General features: G+C 72.1%; 17 protein-coding genes. 11 read left to right on the top strand and 6 right to left on the bottom strand.

The features are described 5' to 3' along the window. Nucleotides 1–60: 60 nt before the first annotated feature. From ACQPZF_RS38790 to ACQPZF_RS38780, 3 genes are read left to right on the top strand one after another with little or no spacing between them, the layout of a single operon-like run. The gene (locus tag ACQPZF_RS38790; protein ID WP_433265733.1) at nucleotides 61–363 is read left to right on the top strand and encodes a hypothetical protein; all 303 of its coding nucleotides are present in this window, start codon (nucleotides 61–63) and stop codon (nucleotides 361–363) included. Next, nucleotides 363–3,308, top strand: coding sequence for a WXG100 family type VII secretion target (locus tag ACQPZF_RS38785; protein WP_433265731.1), 2,946 nt, complete (start codon nucleotides 363–365; stop codon nucleotides 3,306–3,308). Before ACQPZF_RS38790 ends, ACQPZF_RS38785 begins: the two co-directional genes overlap by 1 nt. Then, the gene (locus tag ACQPZF_RS38780; protein WP_433265729.1) at nucleotides 3,305–3,772 is read left to right on the top strand and encodes a hypothetical protein; all 468 of its coding nucleotides are present in this window, start codon (nucleotides 3,305–3,307) and stop codon (nucleotides 3,770–3,772) included. The genes ACQPZF_RS38785 and ACQPZF_RS38780 overlap by 4 nt, the downstream gene beginning before the upstream one ends. Nucleotides 3,773–3,940: 168 nt before the next feature. Here the strand turns inward: ACQPZF_RS38780 and ACQPZF_RS38775 are convergent, their stop codons facing one another. Then, the gene (locus ACQPZF_RS38775) at nucleotides 3,941–4,756 is read right to left on the bottom strand and encodes a dienelactone hydrolase family protein (protein ID WP_433265727.1); all 816 of its coding nucleotides are present in this window, start codon (nucleotides 4,754–4,756) and stop codon (nucleotides 3,941–3,943) included. Nucleotides 4,757–4,890: 134 nt separating this feature from the next. Between ACQPZF_RS38775 and glmS the strand changes: the two genes are divergently transcribed. The 5 genes from glmS to tsaE all read left to right on the top strand — a co-directional run bounded on the left by glmS (nucleotide 4,891) and on the right by tsaE (nucleotide 11,404). Then, nucleotides 4,891–6,753 (top strand): glutamine--fructose-6-phosphate transaminase (isomerizing), encoded by a 1,863-nt coding sequence (glmS, locus tag ACQPZF_RS38770; protein ID WP_433265725.1) that lies wholly within the window; start codon nucleotides 4,891–4,893, stop codon nucleotides 6,751–6,753. Between the two features lie 137 nt (nucleotides 6,754–6,890). Next, on the top strand, nucleotides 6,891–8,294 hold the full coding sequence (locus tag ACQPZF_RS38765; protein WP_433265723.1) for an NAD(P)H-hydrate dehydratase: 1,404 nt from the start codon (nucleotides 6,891–6,893) through the stop codon (nucleotides 8,292–8,294). 460 nt (nucleotides 8,295–8,754) lie between these two features. Continuing rightward, nucleotides 8,755–9,855, top strand: coding sequence for an alanine racemase (alr, locus tag ACQPZF_RS38760; protein WP_433265721.1), 1,101 nt, complete (start codon nucleotides 8,755–8,757; stop codon nucleotides 9,853–9,855). After that, nucleotides 9,852–10,955, top strand: coding sequence for an alpha/beta fold hydrolase (locus ACQPZF_RS38755; protein WP_433265719.1), 1,104 nt, complete (start codon nucleotides 9,852–9,854; stop codon nucleotides 10,953–10,955). The genes alr and ACQPZF_RS38755 overlap by 4 nt, the downstream gene beginning before the upstream one ends. Beyond that, nucleotides 10,952–11,404: a tRNA (adenosine(37)-N6)-threonylcarbamoyltransferase complex ATPase subunit type 1 TsaE gene (gene tsaE, locus ACQPZF_RS38750; protein ID WP_433265717.1), complete on the top strand. Its 453-nt coding sequence runs from the start codon at nucleotides 10,952–10,954 to the stop codon at nucleotides 11,402–11,404. Before ACQPZF_RS38755 ends, tsaE begins: the two co-directional genes overlap by 4 nt. A gap of 154 nt (nucleotides 11,405–11,558) precedes the next feature. Here tsaE and ACQPZF_RS38745 read toward each other — a convergent pair whose 3' ends face one another. Genes ACQPZF_RS38745 through ACQPZF_RS38730 form a run of 4 tightly spaced genes read right to left on the bottom strand, consistent with a single transcriptional unit; the run spans nucleotide 11,559 to nucleotide 14,869 of the window. Beyond that, nucleotides 11,559–12,848, bottom strand: a complete 1,290-nt coding sequence (locus ACQPZF_RS38745; protein WP_433265715.1) for a carboxyl transferase domain-containing protein — start codon at nucleotides 12,846–12,848, stop codon at nucleotides 11,559–11,561. After that, nucleotides 12,845–14,170: an acyl-CoA synthetase gene (locus ACQPZF_RS38740; protein ID WP_433265713.1), complete on the bottom strand. Its 1,326-nt coding sequence runs from the start codon at nucleotides 14,168–14,170 to the stop codon at nucleotides 12,845–12,847. Before ACQPZF_RS38740 ends, ACQPZF_RS38745 begins: the two co-directional genes overlap by 4 nt. A gap of 34 nt (nucleotides 14,171–14,204) precedes the next feature. Next, on the bottom strand, nucleotides 14,205–14,510 hold the full coding sequence (locus tag ACQPZF_RS38735; protein ID WP_433265711.1) for a thioredoxin family protein: 306 nt from the start codon (nucleotides 14,508–14,510) through the stop codon (nucleotides 14,205–14,207). Further along, complete coding sequence (locus ACQPZF_RS38730) at nucleotides 14,498–14,869, bottom strand: MerR family transcriptional regulator (RefSeq protein WP_433265710.1); 372 nt, start codon at nucleotides 14,867–14,869, stop codon at nucleotides 14,498–14,500. Before ACQPZF_RS38730 ends, ACQPZF_RS38735 begins: the two co-directional genes overlap by 13 nt. A 126-nt stretch (nucleotides 14,870–14,995) precedes the next feature. On the opposite strand from ACQPZF_RS38730, the gene tsaB reads away from it, so the two are divergent. From tsaB to tsaD, 3 genes are read left to right on the top strand one after another with little or no spacing between them, the layout of a single operon-like run. Further along, entirely contained in the window at nucleotides 14,996–15,667 is a 672-nt protein-coding gene (tsaB, locus tag ACQPZF_RS38725) for a tRNA (adenosine(37)-N6)-threonylcarbamoyltransferase complex dimerization subunit type 1 TsaB (protein ID WP_433274918.1), read from the top strand. After that, complete coding sequence (gene rimI, locus ACQPZF_RS38720) at nucleotides 15,664–16,122, top strand: ribosomal protein S18-alanine N-acetyltransferase (protein ID WP_433265708.1); 459 nt, start codon at nucleotides 15,664–15,666, stop codon at nucleotides 16,120–16,122. The genes tsaB and rimI overlap by 4 nt, the downstream gene beginning before the upstream one ends. Next, nucleotides 16,115–17,167, top strand: coding sequence for a tRNA (adenosine(37)-N6)-threonylcarbamoyltransferase complex transferase subunit TsaD (gene tsaD / locus ACQPZF_RS38715; RefSeq protein ID WP_433265706.1), 1,053 nt, complete (start codon nucleotides 16,115–16,117; stop codon nucleotides 17,165–17,167). The genes rimI and tsaD overlap by 8 nt, the downstream gene beginning before the upstream one ends. Here tsaD and ACQPZF_RS38710 read toward each other — a convergent pair. Continuing rightward, entirely contained in the window at nucleotides 17,138–20,233 is a 3,096-nt protein-coding gene (locus ACQPZF_RS38710) for a BTAD domain-containing putative transcriptional regulator (RefSeq protein ID WP_433265704.1), read from the bottom strand. The genes tsaD and ACQPZF_RS38710 overlap by 30 nt on opposite strands. Between the last annotated feature and the right edge of the window lie 74 nt (nucleotides 20,234–20,307).

Below are 20,307 nucleotides of genomic sequence, written 5' to 3'. Positions count from 1 at the left end.
CGTAACGGACGAGTTCGGTCGAGGGTCGTGGCGGTGAGCCACGGAGGGGAGTGAAGCGCCGTGGCCGGTTACGGCACCAGCACCGAGGCCATGCAAAAAGCCTCGAAGGGCATTTCCGACGCTGCGAAGGACACGGCGGAAGACCTCAAGAAGGTCGGCCAGACCGAAACCATCGAGCGTGATTTCGGGGAAGCGCACAAACAGCACTTCGCGAAGTACAAGACCGGCATCGAGAACTTCGGCAAGGGGATCACCAACATGTCGGGGACGCTCGGCGGGTTCGCGGGCAAGATCGCCTCCGGCGCGGCCACCTACGGTGACGTCGAAGCCACGAACGCGGGCAACGTGGGGAGCCAGTACTGATGGGCAACCCGAGCTGGAACGACGTGCAGAAGGTTCTCGACGACCCGAACGTGTCGGAGGACAAAAAGGCGGATCTCATGCACGCCTATGTCTCCGCCACCCCACCGTGGGACATCCCCGACGGCGCCGACGCCTACAAGGAGCGCTACGACACCTCCAGCTTCTGGAACTGGGGCGACCACGCCGGCCGCGGCGACAACCTGCAGGACCGGCTGGACGAGGCCAAGGCCGAGAGCGACACCAAGGGCTACAACAGCCGCGAGCAGACGAAGGCCGTCGACGAGGGCCAGAAGACGCTGGACGGCAAGCAGCCGCCGACCGCGTCCGGCTCCGGCACGAAGCTGTCCGACGAGCTGTTCGACGCGGGCAAGGCGGGCCTGAAGGTCTTCGAGAAGTTCCTGCCGATCTGGAACAACCGGCCCGGCGACTGCCTCGGCAACACGTCCAACCTGGACTTCGCCAACCACATCCAGAAGCCGTACGACGAGCAGCGCGGCATCAACTTCCACAAGCTGCTGATGGAAGCGGACGAGTTCAGCACCGCGAAGTCGAAGATCGACGAGATGAAGTCGGACGTCGACGCGAAGCTGAAGACGCTGTACGGCGAGTGGGAGGGCAAGGCCGCCACCAAGTCGTACGAGCACTACACGGACCAGATCGTCCCGAAGATCACCGAACTGGGTGACGGCCTGAACGGCGCGGCCGACCTGACCCGCACCGCCGTCTCGGGCGTGTACCAGCTCTGCAAGGGCAAGGCCGACGAGGTCCTGGAGATGTACCGGGAGCGGATCGCCAAGGCCGACACGTACATGGCGGAGAAGGTCGTCTCGTTCGCGCGCGGCGAGGGCGAGTTCTCCAAGGACCGCGTGCGGGAGATCGCCGGCTGGGTCGACTCGGTGGTCGAGGGCAGCAACATCGCCGAGCGCCTCAACGACGACGACTGCAAGCTGAACGACGAGAACAAAGAATACGCGATCAACCAGTGCAAGCGGTGGATCCAGCAGTCGTTCAACGTCGAGTTCTGGGGCCTCTACGAGCAGTTCAAGAGCTGCTGCTCGGACACCAAGACGTCCGTGGACGCGAAGTGGGAGACCCTCGCGTCCTACATGGCCGAATTCGAGAACCCGTTCCCCGCGCCCGCCGATGACAAGGGCGGCGACAAGGAGGGCAACGGGAACGGCAACGGAAACGGCAATGGGAGCGGCAACGGCACCGGTGGTGGCGGCGGGTCCGGCACCGGTGGTGGCGGGTCGGGTTCCGGCGGCGGTGGCGGCGGCACCCCGCCGCCCGTGCCGGAGATCCCGAAGCCGGAGAACCCCCTGGACAAGGACGGCGACGGCAAGCCGGACGACGTCAAGATCCCGGGCGACACCGACGGCGACGGCAAGCCCGACGACCTGGACGGCGACGGGAAGCCGGACGACCTGGACGGCGACGGGAAGCCGGACGACCAGGACGGCGACGGCAAGCCGGACGGCGTGAAGGGCGAGGAAGAGCCCGAGACCGTCACCATCAAGAGCGGCGACAACGAGATCAAGATCACGGAGCCGGACGAGAACGGCCACGTGCAGATCACCGTCGACACGCCGACCACCGAGCCGAAGACCTACGACGTCGACTTCAGCAACAACCCCGACGCGCTGAAGGCGTTGACCGGCCAGAACGGCGGAGCGGCCCTGGCGACGGCACTGGCCGGCGCGACCTCCGCGACACCGGGCACGCCGGGGGCGGCTCCCGCCGCGCCGACCACGCCCGGCGCGGCGATCAGCGGTGGCGGCGGCGCGGAAGGGGCGATCCCGATCGAGGCGGGCGCCGACGGCAAGGCGCTGATCGAGGCGGACGGCCTGTCGATCACGGCTGAAGTCGACCCGCTGACCGGTGAGATCAACCTCACGGTCGACAACGGCGACGGCACCCCCGAGGAGTACGGCGTCGAATTCGGCGAGGACAAGGCGGACGAGGGCACGCCGAGCATCCCGGGCATGGACGACGCGGTGCCACTGCCGGCCGAGGCGGACCCACTGACGCTGGACGACAGCGTGACCACGATGCCCGCCCAGGCAGACCCGTTGATCGGCCAGCCCGAAAACGCTTTCGGCGCCGCCGAACCCCGACCGGACCAGGGCTTCGCGCCAGGTTTCGCGGAGCCGGCGATCGCGGATCAGGGCTTTGCACCGGGCTTCACCGAGCCGGCGATCGCGGATCAGGGCTTCGCGCCGGGCTTCACCGAGCCCGCCATCGCCGATCCCGGCTTCGCGCCGGGCGTGACCGAACCCGCGGGTGCGAACGCGCCCGGCGGTGCGGGCTTCGCGCCCGGCGTGGCCGAGCCTGCCTTCACCACCATGCCGGCCCCCGACAGCGGTGGCTTCGCGCCGGGCTTCACCGAGCCCTCGCAGGCCCAGCCGCAGTTCCAGTCGCAGCCGTTCCAGCCGCAGCAGTTCGAGTCGCCGCAGTTCCAGCCCGCGTCCGCCCAGTTCACGGGCCAGTTCGACCAGGGCTTCGCCGCGGCGGCGTCCACCGACTCGGGCGGCACCACCACCACGTCCGGCGCGTCGGTGTTCGGCGGCGGCTCGGGCGGCTTCAACGGCGCGGACTCGGTGCTGGGCGGCAGCCCGTCCGGTTCGGACAGCACGTGGAGCAGCCCGTCGAACACCGCCGACCAAGGCCTGGCCGCCGACACCAACGCCTCCACCGCGGGCCAGGCGGGCTCGGCGAGCCTGCCGTCCATGCAGGACGCGCACGGCCAGTCGGCCGCCGCGTCACCCACGGGCGGCATGATGGGCGGCGGAATGCCACCCATGGGCGGCGGCATGGCGGGCGGCGGCCAGCAGCAGGGCGGCGACACCGAGCGCAGCCCCGGCCAGTGGCGCACGACCGGTTCGCTGTTCGACGACGATGTGAACCTCAGCCGCGTGCAAGGCGTGCTGGGCGAGGAGGGCCGATGAGCGTCGCGTCCGACCGGCTGGCGGCGGCGAAGAGCCGCATGGACGACATCTCCCGGGAACACGCCGACCGCCGTGAACTGCGCGAACGCCGTTCCCGTGAGGCACGGGACAAGGCAGGCGACAGCCTGAACAAGCAGGCGGCCATCGCGGAGAAGACGATCGAGCGCATCCAGGAGGCCGGCAAGCGCCAGAAGGCGGCCGGCGGCTGGGGCACGACCGCGGCGACCGAGAAGAAGGGCGGCGAGTTCCGCTTCGGCACCGAGGACGAGGAATCGACCTACGAGGCCCCGCCCCCCGGCACGGGCTGGGTCTCAGGCCCGACGGCAACCCCGCCCGCACCGCCCGCACCACCCCCGCCCCCGGTAGCCCCGCCGCCACCGCCACCCCCGGCCCGTCCCGCCCCACGCAGGCCCGCGCCGGTGGACGATGACGACGACTTCGGCGGCCAGAGCTGGCTGACCTGACCGGCGACGAACCGGCCCCCGCCCCGACTCAGGTCGAAGCGGGGGCCGGTTCCACATTCGACCCATCAGCCCACTGATCGTCGGCCCACTGATCGTCGGCCTGCTGACTGTCCGCCTGCTGACTGTCGGCCCACTGATCGTCGGACCGCTGTCGGCGGCGAAGCCGAGTCAGCGGCGGGCGAGCGCTCCGCGCTGGAAGAGCAGCGGCACACCCTTCACGTCGTCCTCCAGCAGGACGTCCCACTTCTTCTCGCCCTTGAGGATCCGCAGCAGGAACGCGGTCACCATCGCCCTGGCCACCTTCTGCGCGGCCCGCTCACCCTTGCCGTCCAGCAGCAACTCGCTCCAGTGCCGCCCCTCGGCGAACCCGAGGTGACTCGCCTTGGGCAACATCCGCAACTGCACCGGCCCGAGCCAAGCCTGCGCGATCGCCTCGGCGTGCCCGACCGGCGGCGCGATCCGGTCCTCGCCCGCCGCGAGGTGCAGCCCCGGCACGCCGACCCGCCGCGCGGCGTCGAGCGCCGACGGCCGGGTCTCGGACGCGGCCAACGTCACCACGGCCCGCACCCGCTCGTCGTCGGCCGCCGCGAGGACCGCGGAACCGCCGCCCATCGAGTGCCCGGCGACCGCGAGCCGTTCGGGGTCGACGCTGATCCCGCCCTCGCCGAGCCGCACCCCGGTGCAGATGTCCAACGTGGTCCGCAAGTTGCCCGCGAGCAGCCGGGACGACATCAGCGGCCCGCGCTGCGTGCCCGGCGCAGCCGCGACGATGCCCCACGACGCGAGGTGCCGCAGCAGCGCCCGGTACCGGTTGACCGGCTGCAACCAGCCGTGCCCGAACGCCACCGCGGGCAGTCCGAGGCCCGACGCCGGGGTGTAGACCAGGCCGGGCAGGCCGACCAGGGCCAGGTCGCCGCGCAGCACCGGGTGCCCGCCGGGCTTGCTGAGCTGGTCGAGCACCTGCTTCGCCGAGTAGCCGCTCACCGGGTGAACGGTAGTCGATCGAGGTGGCGCACCGCACACCTTGATTGGTCTACACCACTTGATGTGCTGACCTGCGGAAACGTCGTGAAGTGGCCCTTTCGGGTGAGACCTCTGGTCTGGTTACGCTGTGCGGCGTGTGCGGAATCGTGGGATACGTGGGCCATCGCCCGGCGCTGGACGTCGTGCTCGACGGGCTCCGGCGGCTGGAGTACCGGGGCTACGACTCGGCCGGCGTCGCCGTGCTCGACGGCACCGGCGGTCTCGCCGTGGAGCGCAAGGCGGGTCGGCTGACCAACCTGGAGGACCGGCTGGACGAGGTCGGCCGGGAGGGGTTCGCCGGCACCGCCGGCATGGGCCACACCCGGTGGGCCACGCACGGCGCGCCCATCGACCGCAACTCGCACCCGCACCGCGACGTGACCGGCCGGGTCGCCGTGGTGCACAACGGGATCATCGAGAACTTCGCCGCCCTGCGCGCCGAACTCGAAGCCCGCGGCGTCGAGATGAGCAGCGACACCGACACGGAGACGACCGCGCACCTGATTGCGTTCGCCTACGACGAGGGCGACACGAAGGGCGACCTGGCGGCCAGCGTGCGCGCCGTGGTCCGGCGGCTGGAAGGCGCGTTCACCCTCGTGGTGACGCACGCCGACGAGCCGGACACCGTGGTCGCCGCCCGCCGCTCGTCGCCGCTGGTGGTGGGTGTCGGCGAGGGCGAGACGTTCGTCGCGTCGGACGTGTCGGCGTTCATCGAGCACACCCGCGAGGCCGTCGAACTCGGCCAGGACCAGGTCGTGGTGATCGACCGGTCCGGCTACGCGGTCACCGACTTCACCGGCGAGCCCGCCGAGGCCAAGCCGTTCACGGTGAACTGGGACCTGTCGGCCGCCGAGAAGGGCGGCCACGAGTACTTCATGCTCAAGGAGATCGAGGAGCAGCCCGAGGCGCTGGCGAACACGCTGCGCGGCCACTTCCGCGACGGCCGGATCACGCTGGACGAGCAGCGCCTGTCCGACCAGGACCTGCGGGACGTGGACAAGGTCTTCGTGGTGGCGTGCGGCTCGGCGTACCACTCGGGCCTGGTGGCGAAGTACGCGATCGAGCACTGGACCCGCCTCCCGGTGGAGGTGGAACTGGCCTCGGAGTTCCGCTACCGCGACCCGGTGCTCGACCGGGACACGCTGGTGGTGGCGGTGTCGCAGTCCGGTGAGACCGCCGACACCCTGGAAGCCGTGCGGCACGCGCGTGCCCAGAAGGCGCGGGTCCTGGCGGTGTGCAACACCAACGGCGCGCAGATCCCCCGCGAGTCGGACGCGGTGCTGTACACGCACGCCGGGCCGGAGATCGGGGTCGCGTCGACCAAGGCGTTCCTGGCGCAGATCGCGGCGAACTACCTCGTGGGTCTGGCGCTGGCGCAGGCGCGCGGCACCAAGTACCCGGACGAGGTGGGCCGCGAGTTCCACGACCTGGAGTCCATGCCGGACGCCGTGCAGCGGGTGCTCGGGACGGTCGACCAGGTGCGGGCGCTGGGGCGTGAGCTGGCGGACTCGAAGGCCGTGCTGTTCCTCGGCCGGCACGTCGGGTACCCGGTGGCGTTGGAAGGCGCGTTGAAGCTGAAGGAACTGGCGTACATGCACGCCGAGGGCTTCGCGGCCGGCGAGCTGAAGCACGGTCCGATCGCGCTGATCGAAGAAGGTCTGCCGGTGGTCGTGGTGATGCCGTCGCCGAAGGGCCGCGCGGTGCTGCACTCGAAGCTGCTGTCGAACATCAGCGAGATCCAGGCCCGCGGCGCCCGCACGATCGTGATCGCGGAAGAGGGCGACGAGACCGTCCGACCGTTCGCAGACCACCTGATCGAGGTGCCGGCCGTGTCGACCCTCCTGCAGCCGCTGGTGTCCACGGTGCCGTTGCAGGTGCTCGCGGCGGAGATCGCCCGCAGCCGCGGCTACGACGTGGACAAGCCCCGCAACCTGGCGAAGTCCGTGACGGTCGAATAATCCGTCTGACCACCAACGATCTGCCGACCAACAAGAAAGTAGGTTGGCCGACAGACGATCGCCCACCCAACAGTCGCCCCCGACACGCCGTCCCGGGACGGTGCGCCGAAGTCACGCAACGGGCAGGCTGTCCCGCTATGCGGGGACTGTGGACCACTGCGCGGGTGAGAACGGCCGAGGACCGGGTGATGGCGAGGGTGCCCGCCGGCTCGCTGATGCGGCGGGCGGCGTTCGGCGTGGCGACGGTCGCGCTGGAAGTGCTGAACGGCGGGCGCCGCGTAGGGCTCCTGGTAGGCGCCGGCAACAACGGCGGAGACGCCCTCTGGGCCGGCTACTACCTGCGCAGACGGGGCATCGCCGTCTCGGCCGTCCTGCTCGACCCACCCCGGGCGCACGCCGAGGGCCTGGCCGCCTTCCGCCGGGCAGGCGGCCGGATCGTGGACCGACTCGGCGAGGTCGACCTGGCGATCGACGGCATAGTCGGCCTGTCCGGCAGAGGCCCGCTACGCCCGGACGCGGCCGAGCACGTGGCCCACCTCAACGCGCCCATCCTGGCCGTCGACTCGCCGAGCGGCGTGGACCCGGACACCGGAGCCGTCAACGGCCCGGCAGTGCAAGCGGCGGTCACCGTGACGTTCGGCTGCCTGAAACCGGTGCACGCACTGGCCGACTGCGGCGACGTCCGCCTGGTGGACATCGGCCTGACCCCCGAACTGGCAGGCCCGGACCTGGGCGAGTTGGAAGTGTCGGACGTCGGCACGGCCTGGCCCGTGCCAGGCCCCACCGACGACAAGTACACCCAAGGCGTGACCGGCGTAGCGGCCGGCTCGGCGACCTATCCGGGCGCGGCGGTCCTGACCACCGGCGCAGCCCTGCTGGCGACGTCCGGCATGGTCCGCTACGCAGGCGCCGCGGCGGAAGACGTACGCGCCCGCTGGCCCGAAGCGATCTGCACCGGCTCGATCACCGACGCGGGCCGCGTCCAGGCGTGGGTGGCAGGGCCGGGCCTGGGGACGGGCCTAGGAGCTGAGGACGTCCTGCGCACGGTCCTGGACGCCGGCGTGCCGGTCTGCGCGGACGCGGACGCCATCACCATGCTCGCGAACAACCCGGACCTGTGGGACGCCCGAGACCCGGACACCCCACTGGTGCTCACCCCTCACGACCGCGAATACGAACGCCTGGCGGGCGAAGTAGGCGACGACCGCGTGGCGGCGGCAAGGCGCGCGGCGGAGAAGTTCAACGCCGTAGTGCTCCTCAAAGGACACGCGACGGTGATCGCAGCCCCGGACGGCCGCGTCCTGGTGAACCGGGCGCGGACGTCGTGGGCCGCCACAGCAGGCTCAGGCGACGTCCTGTCCGGCTTGATCGGCGCCCTGCTGGCCGCCGGCCTGGACCCCTTGCTGGCAGCGGGCAGCGCGGCAAAAGTGCACGTGCTCGCCGCGGAACTGGCAGCCGACGGCGCCCCCATCCCGGCGACATCCCTGCTGACAGCCGTCCCGGACGCAATCCGAGCCGTCCGCCCCCTCCCCACCCGATGACCAACCGCCAACCATCCCACCCCCCACCGACACTCCGCCCCCGAGCACCCCTGGGGCCAAGCCTGCCGGCCGGGCACGACAAACCAGGGCCGTGAAGCTGAGAGACGGCTCAGGGGCAATCGCCCGCCCGACCGGCCGCACACGACCTGGAGCTGACCAGCCACACGCGCAACCAGACCGCTGGCCAGTCCCCGCTGGCCAGTCGCACGCCACCGGGCGTCGCCTGATCGCGCACGGCCCGGCCGACTGCGCATGGCCGAGCGCCGACTGATCTCGCCCGCCCCTGATCGACTGCGCACTGCCGAGCGTCGACTGATCCCGCCCGCCCTGACCGCGCACTGCCGAGCGCCGACTACGCGGGGTGGGCACGATGGATCGGGCGTACCCCTGGTGTGAAGTGGCCCCCGGCAAATAGCCAACCACAGCGGTACGACAGGGCTGTGTCACCATGAAAGGCGTTATGGCTGCTCCTCGCGCTGAGGTCGTGATCGACCTCGACAATCTCCGGCACAACGTCTCGTTCCTGGCCGGGCTCGCGCCCGGTGCCGACACGATGGCCGTGGTCAAAGCGGATGGGTACGGGCACGGGGCCGTGGAGGTTGCCAGAGCCGCGCTGGAGGCCGGGGCCTCGTGGCTCGGCTCGTGTTCGCTCGTCGAGGCTCTGCACCTGCGGAACGCCGGGATCACTGCCCCGGTGCTGGCCTGGCTGGATCCCGTCGGCACGGACTACGCGCCAGGTGTCGCGGCCGATGTCGACCTCTCCGCCTCGTCGGTTCGGCAGTTGGCCGAGATCGCCGAGGCCGCCCGCTCGGTGGGTAGGCAGGCTCGCGTCCACCTCAAGATCGACACTGGTTTGTCGCGCAACGGTTGTGCGGCAGATGATTGGGGCGCCCTCGTGGAGAAGGCCGCCGCCACGCCCGAGGTCCGGGTGCACGCGATCTGGTCACACCTCGCCTGCGCCGACGAGATCGGGCATCCCGCCACGGACGCCCAGGCCGAGCGGTTCGACGACGCGTACCGCGAAGCGGTCGCCGCCGGGCTGGAGCCGCTGCGGCACATCGCCAACTCCGCCGCCCTGCTCACCCGGCCCGACCTGCACTTCGACCTGGTCCGACCGGGGATCGCGGTGTACGGGCTCAACCCGGTGCCCGAGCCGTTCGACCTGCGGCCGGTGATGACGTTCCGCTCCTCCGTCGCGTTCGCCAAGCGCATCCCGGCCGGCGAGTCCGTGTCCTACGGGCTTAGCTGGACCGCCAAGAGCGACACGACGCTGGCCCTGGTCCCCGTCGGGTACGCGGACGGTGTGCCGCGCAGCCTCTCCCACCGGATGCACGTCTGGGTGGCCGGTCGCCGCCGTCCCGTGGTCGGGCGGGTGTGCATGGACCAGGTCGTGGTGGACTGCGGTGACGACGTCGTGGCGGAGGGGGACGAAGTGGTGCTGTTCGGGACCGGCGCGCACGGCGAGCCGACCGCCCGGGAGTGGGCCGACATCACCGGGACCATCGACTACGAGATCGTCACCGGCATGTACCGGCCGCGCGTGGCCAGGACCTACCGGTGAACACGCTGTGGAAGGCCGTCGGCTGGGCGGGCGGCATCCTCGGCGCGGCGGCCACCGGTGTCGCGGTCGGCGTCGCGGCGAACCAGAAGAAGGTCTCCAATGATCGGCGTGCAGACGATCCGTTGGCAGACGAACCACTTGGTCTGCTCACCCCCGATCGGGAGTCGACGGTTGCCGCCGACGACGGCGTGCCGCTGTCGGTCGAGGAGGTCGACCCGGCGGACGGCGGCGAGCCGGACCTGACCGTCGTGCTGGTGCACGGGTTCGCGCTGGACCGGCGCTGCTGGCACTTCCAGCGTCGCGACCTCGCGCAACTGGCCGAGCCGAGGGTTCGCCAGGTGCTCTACGACCAGCGGGGTCACGGGCGGTCCGGGCGGTCGGGTGCCGAGTCCAGCACGATCGAGCAGCTTGCGCACGACCTGGACTCGGTGCTGCGGTCGGTCGTGCCCACGGGGCCGCTGGTGCTGGTCGGGCACTCGATGGGCGGCATGACGATCATGGCGCTGGCCGAGCAGCAGCCCGAGCTGTTCGCCGACCGGGTGCGGGGTGTCGCGCTGGTCGGCACGGCGGCGGGCGCGGTCGGCGGCGTGGGGCTGCCCAAGTCGGTGCTGTCCCGCTACAACCCGGTCACGCTGGGCGTCGGCCGGTTGGCCGGGCTCCAGCCGGGCTTCGTGGAGTGGGTCCGGCGGCGGGCGAGCACGTTGACGTGGAGCGGGATCCGGGCGTTGGCCTTCGGCGACCGCGACGTCAGCGCGTCGCTGGTCGACCTGATGGAGCAGATGATCAACGGCACCACGGTGCAGGTGCTCACCGAGTTCCTGGAGACCCTGGGCACGCACAACCGGTACAAGGCCCTGGCCGGGCTCCGGCACTGCGAGGTGTTGGTGATCAGCGGCGACGCCGACCGGATGACGCCGTTCTCGCACGCGGAGCGGATGGCCGAGGAGATGCCGCACGGTGAACTGGTCCGCGTGCCCGGCGCGGGCCACATGGTGATGATGGAACAGCCCGACCTGGTGACCGGGCACCTGGTCGGCTTGGTTCGGCGCAGTGCCGTCGAACGGGCGGAAAGCAGGCGGCCGTGGTGGCGACGAGCGTGACACTTCCCAAGGTGGAGGACACCGAGGAGTTCGGGCGCAGGCTCGGCGGACTGGTGCGCGGCGGCGACCTGCTGCTGCTGGCCGGTCCACTGGGCGCGGGCAAGACGGCCTTGGTCCGTGGACTGGCAGACGGTCTGGGCGTCAACGGTCGGGTGAGTTCACCGACGTTCGTCATCGCCCGCGTCCACGACCCCGCGCCCGGCGGCCGAGGTGTGCCGCTGGTGCACGTCGATGCCTACCGGCTGGGCGGGCACCTGGACGAACTGGACGACCTCGACCTGGACACCGACCTGGTGGACGCGGTCGTGGCCGTCGAGTGGGGTGAGGGGCTGGCAGAACGTCTGTCCGAAGACCATCTGCTGATCAAGCTGGAACGCCACGACGACGATGTCCGCACGGCCCACCTCCTGCCGCACGGCTCGTGGAATGGACGAGAGCTGCCGGCCTGAAGCACGCCCGCACACCACGATCGCGGTCTTCGCGAGCGTGCCCGTGGACACCCGCCCTGAGCGTGTGGAAGCGCTCTCATGTGCCTGGAAGCGCTCCCGCGCTCGGATCGTCGAGACCGATGCGGCCCGATACGGAGGGCGCGTCGCCGACCCCTCAGCGGCCGGAGATTCCTTTGACGACGCCGAGTTCCACCAAGTCCTGTGGCCGTAGCCGGAGGTCGTCGGCGAGTGTCCGGATGTCGTCGCGTTTTAGAATCGCGGCGGCAAGTTCCGGCGCGATCACGGAGAAGTAGGCGTTCGGGGTGATCCACGTGTGTTCCGGCGACGACAGCGCCAGCGCGCCGCCGGAGCCGCCCTCGCCGATCACCAGGGTGGTGATCGGCACTCGCGCCTCCGCGACCACGCCGAACAGTTCCGCGATGGCCGCGCCGACACCGGCTCGTTCGGCCGCCGCGTCGTTGGCCGCGCCGGGAGTGTCCACCAAGGTCAGGACCGGCAGGGCCAAGCGTCCGGCCAGGCGGATCAGTCGGCTCGCGGTCCGGAAGCCCGCCGGGGTCGTGGCGGTGCCGGTCTGGGCCGCGTAGGCGATGGATCGCGCCCCCCTCTTCCCGATGCCGCACAGCATCCCGGGGTCGACTCCGCCCGCCCGGTCGCCGCTGATGGCCATCCGGTGCTCGAAGTAGTCGTCCAGGTACGCCTGTGCCCGAGGGCGGTGATGGGCCCGGGCGCGACAGACTGCGCTCCAACCGTCTGCGGGGAGATCGTCTGCCTGGTGATTGTCGGCGTGGTGATGGTCGGCGTGGTGATGGTCTGCCTGGTGATGGTCTGCGCCCAGCGCGCGTGGTACTTCTGCGGGCACTCTGCCGGACCCTGTCGCGTCGCCGCTGGTCAGCAGGTCCAACAGCCTGGTCACGGTCGTGTCCACCTCGTCGGGGGACACGACCACGTCCACGGTCCCGGCGGCGAACTGACCCTCCGCCGTGTAGGCCGGATCGTCGGCGGGACGCACCCGGCTCCCTGCGAAACCCACCTGTGCCCCAACCACCGCGACCACCACGTCCGCGCCCGCACCGAGTGAAGCCCACAGGCCGCCGGTCGTCGGGTCGCGGAGCACCGACACGTGCGGCAGCCCTGCCTCCCGGTGCGTCGCACACAACCGCGCCACGCGCTGGAGTTGGCGCAGCGACAACATCCCCTCCTGCATCCGGCTGCCGCCGGTCGCGATCAGCGACACCACCGGCAACCGGTGCGCGAGGGCCGTGGTGAACGCCTCCTCGATCAACGCGCCGGTCGCCGTGCCCACCGAACCGCCCAGGAAGCGGAAGTCGAACGTGATCACGACGGCATCGGAGTTCCGTTGCCACGCCACGGACTCCGTGCCTCCCGTGCGCTCCCGCGCCCGCTCCAGTTGCGCCTCGTACCCCGGCCAGCCCAGCGGGTTCACCGCAGCTCCCGCTTCAGCACCTTGCCCATGTCGTTGCGCGGCAAGGACTCCACGTAACGGACCACCCTCGGCCGCTTGTGCGGTGTCAGCAGCCGGGCCACGTGATCTGCCAGGTCCTGCGCGGTGGAAGGGACTTCGGTCGCCACCACCCACGCGACGACCCGCTCGCCGAGGTCGTCGTCCGGCTCGCCGGTCACCGCGACCTCGGCCACGCCGGGGTGCTCCAGCAGGGCGTTCTCGATCTCGCCCGCGCCGATCTTGTACCCACCGCTCTTGATCAGGTCGGTCGCCCGCCGCCCCACGATCCGCAGGTACCCGTCGGGCTCGACCACGGCCAGGTCGCCGGTCCGGAACCAGCCGTCCGCGAACGCCTCGCGGGTCGCGTCCGGCCGGTTCAGGTACTCCAGGAACAGGTTCGGCCCGCGCACCTCGATCTCGCCCGGCTCCTCGCCGACCACCCGCACATCGACCCCGTCCAGCGGCGGCCCCACCGTGCCCGGACGGCGGTCGCCGGACGCCCGCACGCTGGTGTTCATCAACGTCTCGGTCATGCCGTACCGCTCGACCACCCGCTGGCCGGTCAACGCTTCGAGCCGTTCGTGCAGCGTCGCGGGCAGCGGGGCGGAGCCCGACACCAGCAGCCGGGCCTTGGCGAACGCCGACGCGTGCTCGGGGGAGGCCGCGATCCGGTGGTACATCGTCGGCACGCCGAACATCATCGTGCCGACGGTTTCCAGCGCCTCGGCCGCCGCGCCGACGCTGAACGACCCGAGGTGGTGCACGGTGCCGCCGCGCCGCAACGGCCCGAGCACCCCGACCCCGAGCCCGTGCACGTGGAACAGCGGCAGCCCGTGCACCACCACGTCGTCGGCGGTCCACTCCCAGGCGCCGGCGAGGGCGTCCAGGTTCGACGCCAGCGCCCGGCGCGGCAGCACCACGCCCTTGGGCGGACCGGTGGTGCCCGAGGTGTAGACGATCAGCGCGGGCGCCTCGCCGTCCGGCTCGGGAAGATCGACGGGGAGACCGTCGGGCAACAGATCGTCTATCACCAGATCAGGCGCGCTGTCGGTCAGGATGTGGTCGAGTTCCCGCTCACCGAGCTTCGGGTTGAGCGGCACCACCGGCACACCCGCCAGCAGCGCGCCCACCACCACGACGCACGTCCGGACGTCCGGCCGCGCCCACACCGCGATCCGCCGCCTGCCCACCAGCCCGTGGGCGACCGCACGGGCCTGCGACGCGAGTTCGGCGTAGGTCAGCTCGTGGCCGGGGAAGCGCAGGGCCACTTTCGCGGGCGTCGTCGCCAAGGCGGGCAGCAGCATCTGCCCACCTTGGCCGCCGCCCGCGCGCCGTGCATCACAAGTGTGGTTCGAGCCACGCCAGTAGCTGCTGCTTCGGGCGCGCGCCGACGATCTGCGCGACGAGCGTTCCGTCGCGGTAGAGCTGGAGCGTCGGCATCCCCATCACCCCGAGATCACGCGCGGTCCGGGGGTGCTCGTCGGTGTCGATCTTGGCGAAGGTCACCGCGGTCAGCTCGCGGTCCAGCTCCGCGAGCACCGGCTCGATCATCCGGCACGGCGGGCACCAGCTCGCGGTGAACTCCACGAGCACCGCGCCGTCCCGGGTCGCCTCGGTGAACGTCTCGTCGGTCAGGGTCTGCACGGACGGCTCCTCTGTTCGGCCTGGTCGAGTTGCGCGCGCACCCGTTCCCGGGCGTCCTCCAGCCGGGCGATGCACTCGTCCAGCTCGGCCAGCTTGCGCCGGTACACCGCGACCGACGCGGGACACGCGTCGCCGCTGGTGTGCCCGGTCCGCAGGCACTCCACGAACGGCCGGGTGTCCTCCAGCGCGAACCCGATGCCGGTCAGCGAGCGGATCTCCGCCACCAGCCGCAGGTCGTGCTCGTCGTACTCCCGCTGCCCGTTGGCCGACCGCCGCGCGGTGAGCAGACCCAGGGACTCGTAATAGCGCAGCGCCCTGGTGGTCGTCCCACCCCGCCGAGCCAGTTCACCGATGCGCACGATGCCGATCCTCCGACTTGACGCCTACGTCAAGTCCAGTGTGACCGCCCGCACCGGGAGGCCGACCGCGCGACGGAGCCCGCCTCGCCGGAGCGCAGGCGGTTCGACGCCGTACTCTTGACGATTGTGCTAGTGCTCGCCTTGGACACCGCGACCCCCGCGGTCACCGCCGGTGTCGTGGAACTCACGCCCGACCAGCCGCCGCGCCTGCTCGCCCAACGGGTCACGGTGAACGCCAAGGCGCACGGCGAGCTGCTGACGCCCCACCTCCAGGAAGCCATGGCCGAAGCGGGCCACCGGCTGTCCGAGCTGGACGCCATCGTCGTCGGCTCCGGCCCCGGCCCGTTCACCGGCCTGCGCGTCGGCCTGGCCACCGCCGCCGCCCTCGGCCAGGCGCTCAACCGCCCGGTCTACCCGGTGCCCACGCCGGACGCCATCGCGCTGGACGCCCACACCGGCACGCCGCTCCTGGTGGCCACCGACGCGCGCCGCAAGGAGGTCTACTGGGCCGCCTACGACGCCGCCGGCCGCCGCACGGACGGCCCGCACGTGGACCGCCCCGCCGACGTGCCGCCGAAACTCACCACGGTCACCCAGGCCGCCGGCGAAGGCGCGCGGATCTACGCGGACGTGCTGAACCTGCCCGTGGTCGACGCCACCTACCCGTCGCCGGCCTCCCTGGTCGCCGCCGCGGCCGAAGAACTCCTCTCCGGCGCCCGCCCGGCCGCCCTCACCCCCCTCTACCTGCGCCGACCCGACGCCGTCGAACCCGCGAGCCGCAAGCGGGTGACGAGATGAGCACCGGCATGGTCACCATCGCGCCGTTGCGCCACGAGGACGCCGCGCGGTGCGCCGAGATCGAGCGCGCCCTGTTCCCCGGTGACGACCCGTGGAGCGAGAACGCGTTCCGCAGCGAGCTGGACAACGGCAACTTCTACGTCGGCGCGTACGCGGACGGCGAGCTGATCGGGTACGCCGGCCTCGGCCTCACGGACTTCGAGTCGAGCGTGCTCACCATCGCCGTGGTCACCGACCGGCAGGGCGGCGGGGTCGGCCGGACGCTCCTGCGGACCCTGCTGGCGAAAGCGGACGAGCAGGGACTGCCGGTGTTCCTGGAGGTCCGCACGGACAACGCGCCCGCGATCTCCCTCTACCTGGCGCACGGCTTCGAGCACCTCGGCCTGCGCCGCCGCTACTACCAGCCGTCGGGCGCCGACGCGTACACGATGGGAAGGCCCGCGAACCGTGACTGACCGGCTCATCCTCGGTATCGAGAGCTCGTGCGACGAGACGGGCGTCGGCATCGTCCGGCTCGGCCCGGACGGCGCGCTGGAACTGCTCGCCGACGAGGTCGCCTCCAGCGTCGAGGAGCACGCCCGGTTCGGCGGCGTCGTGCCCGAGGTCGCGTCGCGGGCGCACCTGGAGGCGATGGTGCCCACCATGCGCCGGGCCGTGGAGCAGGCCGGGATCGAGCTGTCCGACATCCACTCCATCGCCGTCACCGCCGGCCCGGGGCTCGCGGGCGCGCTGCTGGTCGGCGTGGCGGCGGCCAAGGCGTACGCGGCGGCGCTGGACAAGCCGCTCTACGGCGTGAACCACCTGGCGGGGCACGTCGCGGCGGACACCCTCCAGCACGGACCGCTGCCCAAGCGGTGCGTGGCGCTGCTGGTGTCCGGCGGGCACTCGCAGCTCCTGCTGGTGGAAGGTCTGGCGGACAAGATCACCGAGATCGGGTCCACCGTGGACGACGCGGCGGGCGAGGCGTACGACAAGGTGGCCCGGCTGCTCGACCTCCCGTACCCCGGCGGCCCGCCGATCGACAAGCTGGCCAAGCAGGGCAACGGGTGCGCGATCGCGTTCCCGCGCGGCCTGACCGGTCCGCGGGACTCGAAGTACGACTTCTCGTTCTCCGGCTTGAAGACCTCGGTCGCGCGGTGGGTGGAGAAGCGCGAACGGGCGGGTGAGGAGATCCCGCTGGCGGACGTCGCCGCGTCGTTCCAGGAGGCCGTGGCGGACGTGCTGACGGCGAAGGCGATCCGGGCGTGCCAGGACCTCGGCGTGGACACCATGGTGATCTCCGGCGGGGTCGCGGCGAACTCGCGGCTGTCCGGTCTGGCCGCCGAACGGTGCGCCGAGGCCGGCATCGAGCTGCGCGTGCCCCGGCCGCGCCTGTGCACCGACAACGGCGCGATGATCGCCGCGCTGGGCGCGCACCTGGTGGCGGCGGGCGCGAAGCCGTCCCCGATGGACCTGTCCACCACGCCCGGACTACCGGTCGGCACTGTCCAGATCCTCTAGTGCCAGATCCTTGAGGCCCAGATCGTCTACGCCTAGATCGCCGCGATCGTTGAGGTCCAGATCGTTTGGGCTCAAACCGTCCAGGCCCTGCTGGAACGCCGCGTCGAACAGCTCGTCGCCCAACGCTCCCCGGGCGACGGCGGTGATCCGGTCGACGTCGCAGCGCTGGGACTCGGGCAGCGGCACGCCCACCGACAGCCGGTGCGCGGTCGCCCGGCCCAGCAGCCGCGCGGCCTCCTCGTGCTCGCCGGCGAGCGCCCGCGCACCGGCCAAGCCCTCCTGGCCCAACGCGATGGCGCGCGGGTCGCCGGTCTGCCGCGCCAGGTGCAGCCCCTCCTCCTGGAGCTTCAGCGCTTTGTCGACATCGCCGCGCAGTTCGGCGACGAAGCCCCGCTCGGCCAGGATCAGCGCCGCGCCCGCCTCGAAGCCGACCCGCCGGTGCCACTGTTGGATGCGCAGCAGCAGCCGTTCGGCCTCGTCCAGCAGGCCCTCCTGCCGAGCGCCGAGCGCCAGTCCCGTCTCCGCGTACATCTCGCCGGGTGAGAAGCCCTGGTCGGCGGCCAGCCGGCGGGCGCGTTCGTGGAGCGTGCGGGCCCGCGCGAAGTCCTGCGTCAGCAACGCGACCCGGCCCAGCCACGACAGCGTGTACGACACCTCGGGCCACGACTGGAGCTCCTCGGCCAGCCGCAGGCCTTCCTCGTGCACCCGGGTGGCCGTGTCGTAGTCGCCGACCAGTTGGGCCAGCGTGCCCAGGGCGAACGCCGTCTGGAGCCGTCCCCACCGGTCGCCGAGCGCGGCGAACGTCTCGCCGGCCCGTTCGGCGGCGTCCTGTGCCCCGTCGATGTCGCCCTTGGCCATGGCCTGGCTGAACCGGTCGCTGAGCGCCGCCGCCACGCCCCAGTCGTCGCGCCGGGCCCGGAACTCGGCGTGGGCGCGGTCGGTGAGCTTCTCGGCGGTGGACATGTCGCCCACCGTCGACAGCACGTAGCCGAGGAACCACAGGGCACGCGGGTCGGTGATGGCGTCGGCGTCGAAGGGCTCCGCCGAACCGCCCGCGAGCACCCGGAAGCCGATCCGCCACGGGCCGGTGAGGTGGCGGCCGGCCTCCTGCACACGGCCGCGCAGGAACCAGTACCAGGCGAGGTGCTCGGCCAGGTCCGGGGCGAGTTCGAGGGCGGCGCGGAGGTTGGCCGTGTCGGCGTCCAGGCGGTCCAGCCAGGCGAGCTGGTCGGGGCCGCGCAGCTCGGGGTCGGCGCGTTCGGCGAGGGACCGGTAGTACTCGGCGTGCCGGGCGCGGACGGCGTCCAGCTCACCGGCCGCCCGGAGGCGTTCGCGGCCGTAGTCGGAGACCGACTCCAGGAGGCGGTAGCGGGGCTGCGGGCCTTGGTCGGGCGCGACCACGAGCGAGCGGTTGACCAGTCCGGTGAGCAGGTCGAGCACGTCCTCCCGCCGCACGTCGCCGCCCGCGCAGATCGCCTCGGCGGCGTCCAGCGTGCAGCCTTCGACGGTGCCGGCCAGCCGGCGCAGGACGGTCTGCTCCGGCCCGGTCAGGAGGTCCCAGCTCCAGTCGATCATGGCGCGGAGGGTGCGCTGGCGGGCCGGGGCGTCGCGGTGGCCGGTGGCGAGGAGGCGGAAGCGGTCGTCCAGGCGGGTCAGGAGGGCGTCGACGCCCAGCGCGCGGACCCTGGTGGCGGCCAGTTCGAGGGCCAGCGGGAGGCCGTCGAGGCGGCGGCAGATCGCGGCGACGGCGTCCTGGTTGGCCGGGGACAGGGCGAAGCCGGGCGCGGCGGCGGTGGCGCGGGTGGTGAAGAGGCGGATCGCATCGGGCGGGTCCAGCGGCGGGACGGACCAGACGGCTTCCGCGGCCAGGCCCAGGGGCTCCTGGCTGGTGGCGAGGACGCGGAGGTCGGGCGCGGCGCGCAGGAGGGCCGAGACGAGGTTGGCCACCGGCTCTACCAGGCGCTCGCAGTTGTCGAGGACCAGCAGGAGTGCCCGGCCGCGCACGGCTTCGACGACCCGGTCGGCCAGCCGGTGGGACATGCCGAGGGAGAAGCCGCCGGGCGCGTCTTCACGAACGCCCAGGACCGCGGCCATCGCTCCCGCGACCTGCTCGGCGACGGCCGATCCGGTCGACTCGCCGGTGTCGGTGCCCGTGCCGGGTGGTTCGGCGCGGTCCAAGCCCGCGAGTTCCACCAACCACACGCCGTCGGCGGCGGTGTCGGTCAAGGTGCGTGCCGTTTCCACCGCGAGCCGCGTCTTCCCGACCCCGCCCGGCCCGGTCAGCGTGACCAGCCGGGACGTCCCCAGCAGCGCGCCGACCTCGCGGATCGCCTCCGCACGCCCCACCAGCTCCGTCACCGCGGCGGGCAGGTTCATGCGCGGCCGGGAGACCTCGTGGCTCAACAGCGCCTGGTGCACGGCCGCCAGCTCGGGCCCGGGTTCCAGGCCCTGCTCGTCCGCCAACTGCCGCCGCAGCTCGGCGTAGCTCTCCAGCGCCTCCACCTGCCGCCCCGCCAGGAACAGCGCCCGCATGTGCAAGCCGCGCAACCGTTCCCGCAACGGGTGCCGCGCCACCTCGTCCGCCAACGACACCGGCAGCCCGGCCGCCAGCCGCGCCTGCGCCCAGTCCTCCACCACGGTCAGCCGCTCCTCGGCCATCCGCCGCGCGAACCCGACCGCGAACGGCTCGGCCCCGAACTCCGCCAACGGCTCACCGCGCCACAGCGCCAGCGCACCGTCGTGGTCACCCGCCGCCACCCGCGCCCGGAACTCCAGCAGGTCCGACGACTCCGCGTCGACCCGCAGCACGTACCCCGGCGGCACCCAGGCGATCACGTCCCGCCCGAGCACCCGCCGCAGCGCGGACACCTTCGTCTGCAACGTGTTCGCGGGATTTCCCGGCGGCTGACCGCCCCACAGCGTCGACCCCAGCGCTTCCACCGACACCGGTTTGCCCTCGGCGATCAGCAGGTGCGCCAGCAGCGCCCGGACCTTCGCCTCCGGCACTCGGACCGGCGTCCCGTCCGCCGCCCACACCGCCAAGGGCCCCAACACGCCGAATCGCACATGTCGACGTTAACCCGCGCGCTGACGGTGCCGGGCGGGCGACCCGCAGCGGACCCGCAGCGAGCCGTGCGCGG

The sequence above is a fragment of the Actinosynnema sp. CS-041913 genome (assembly GCF_050942485.1).
GTDB lineage: Bacteria > Actinomycetota > Actinomycetes > Mycobacteriales > Pseudonocardiaceae > Actinosynnema.
The sequence above is the reverse complement of the archived record's forward strand: the minus strand, read 5'-3'. Positions and strand labels throughout refer to the sequence as shown.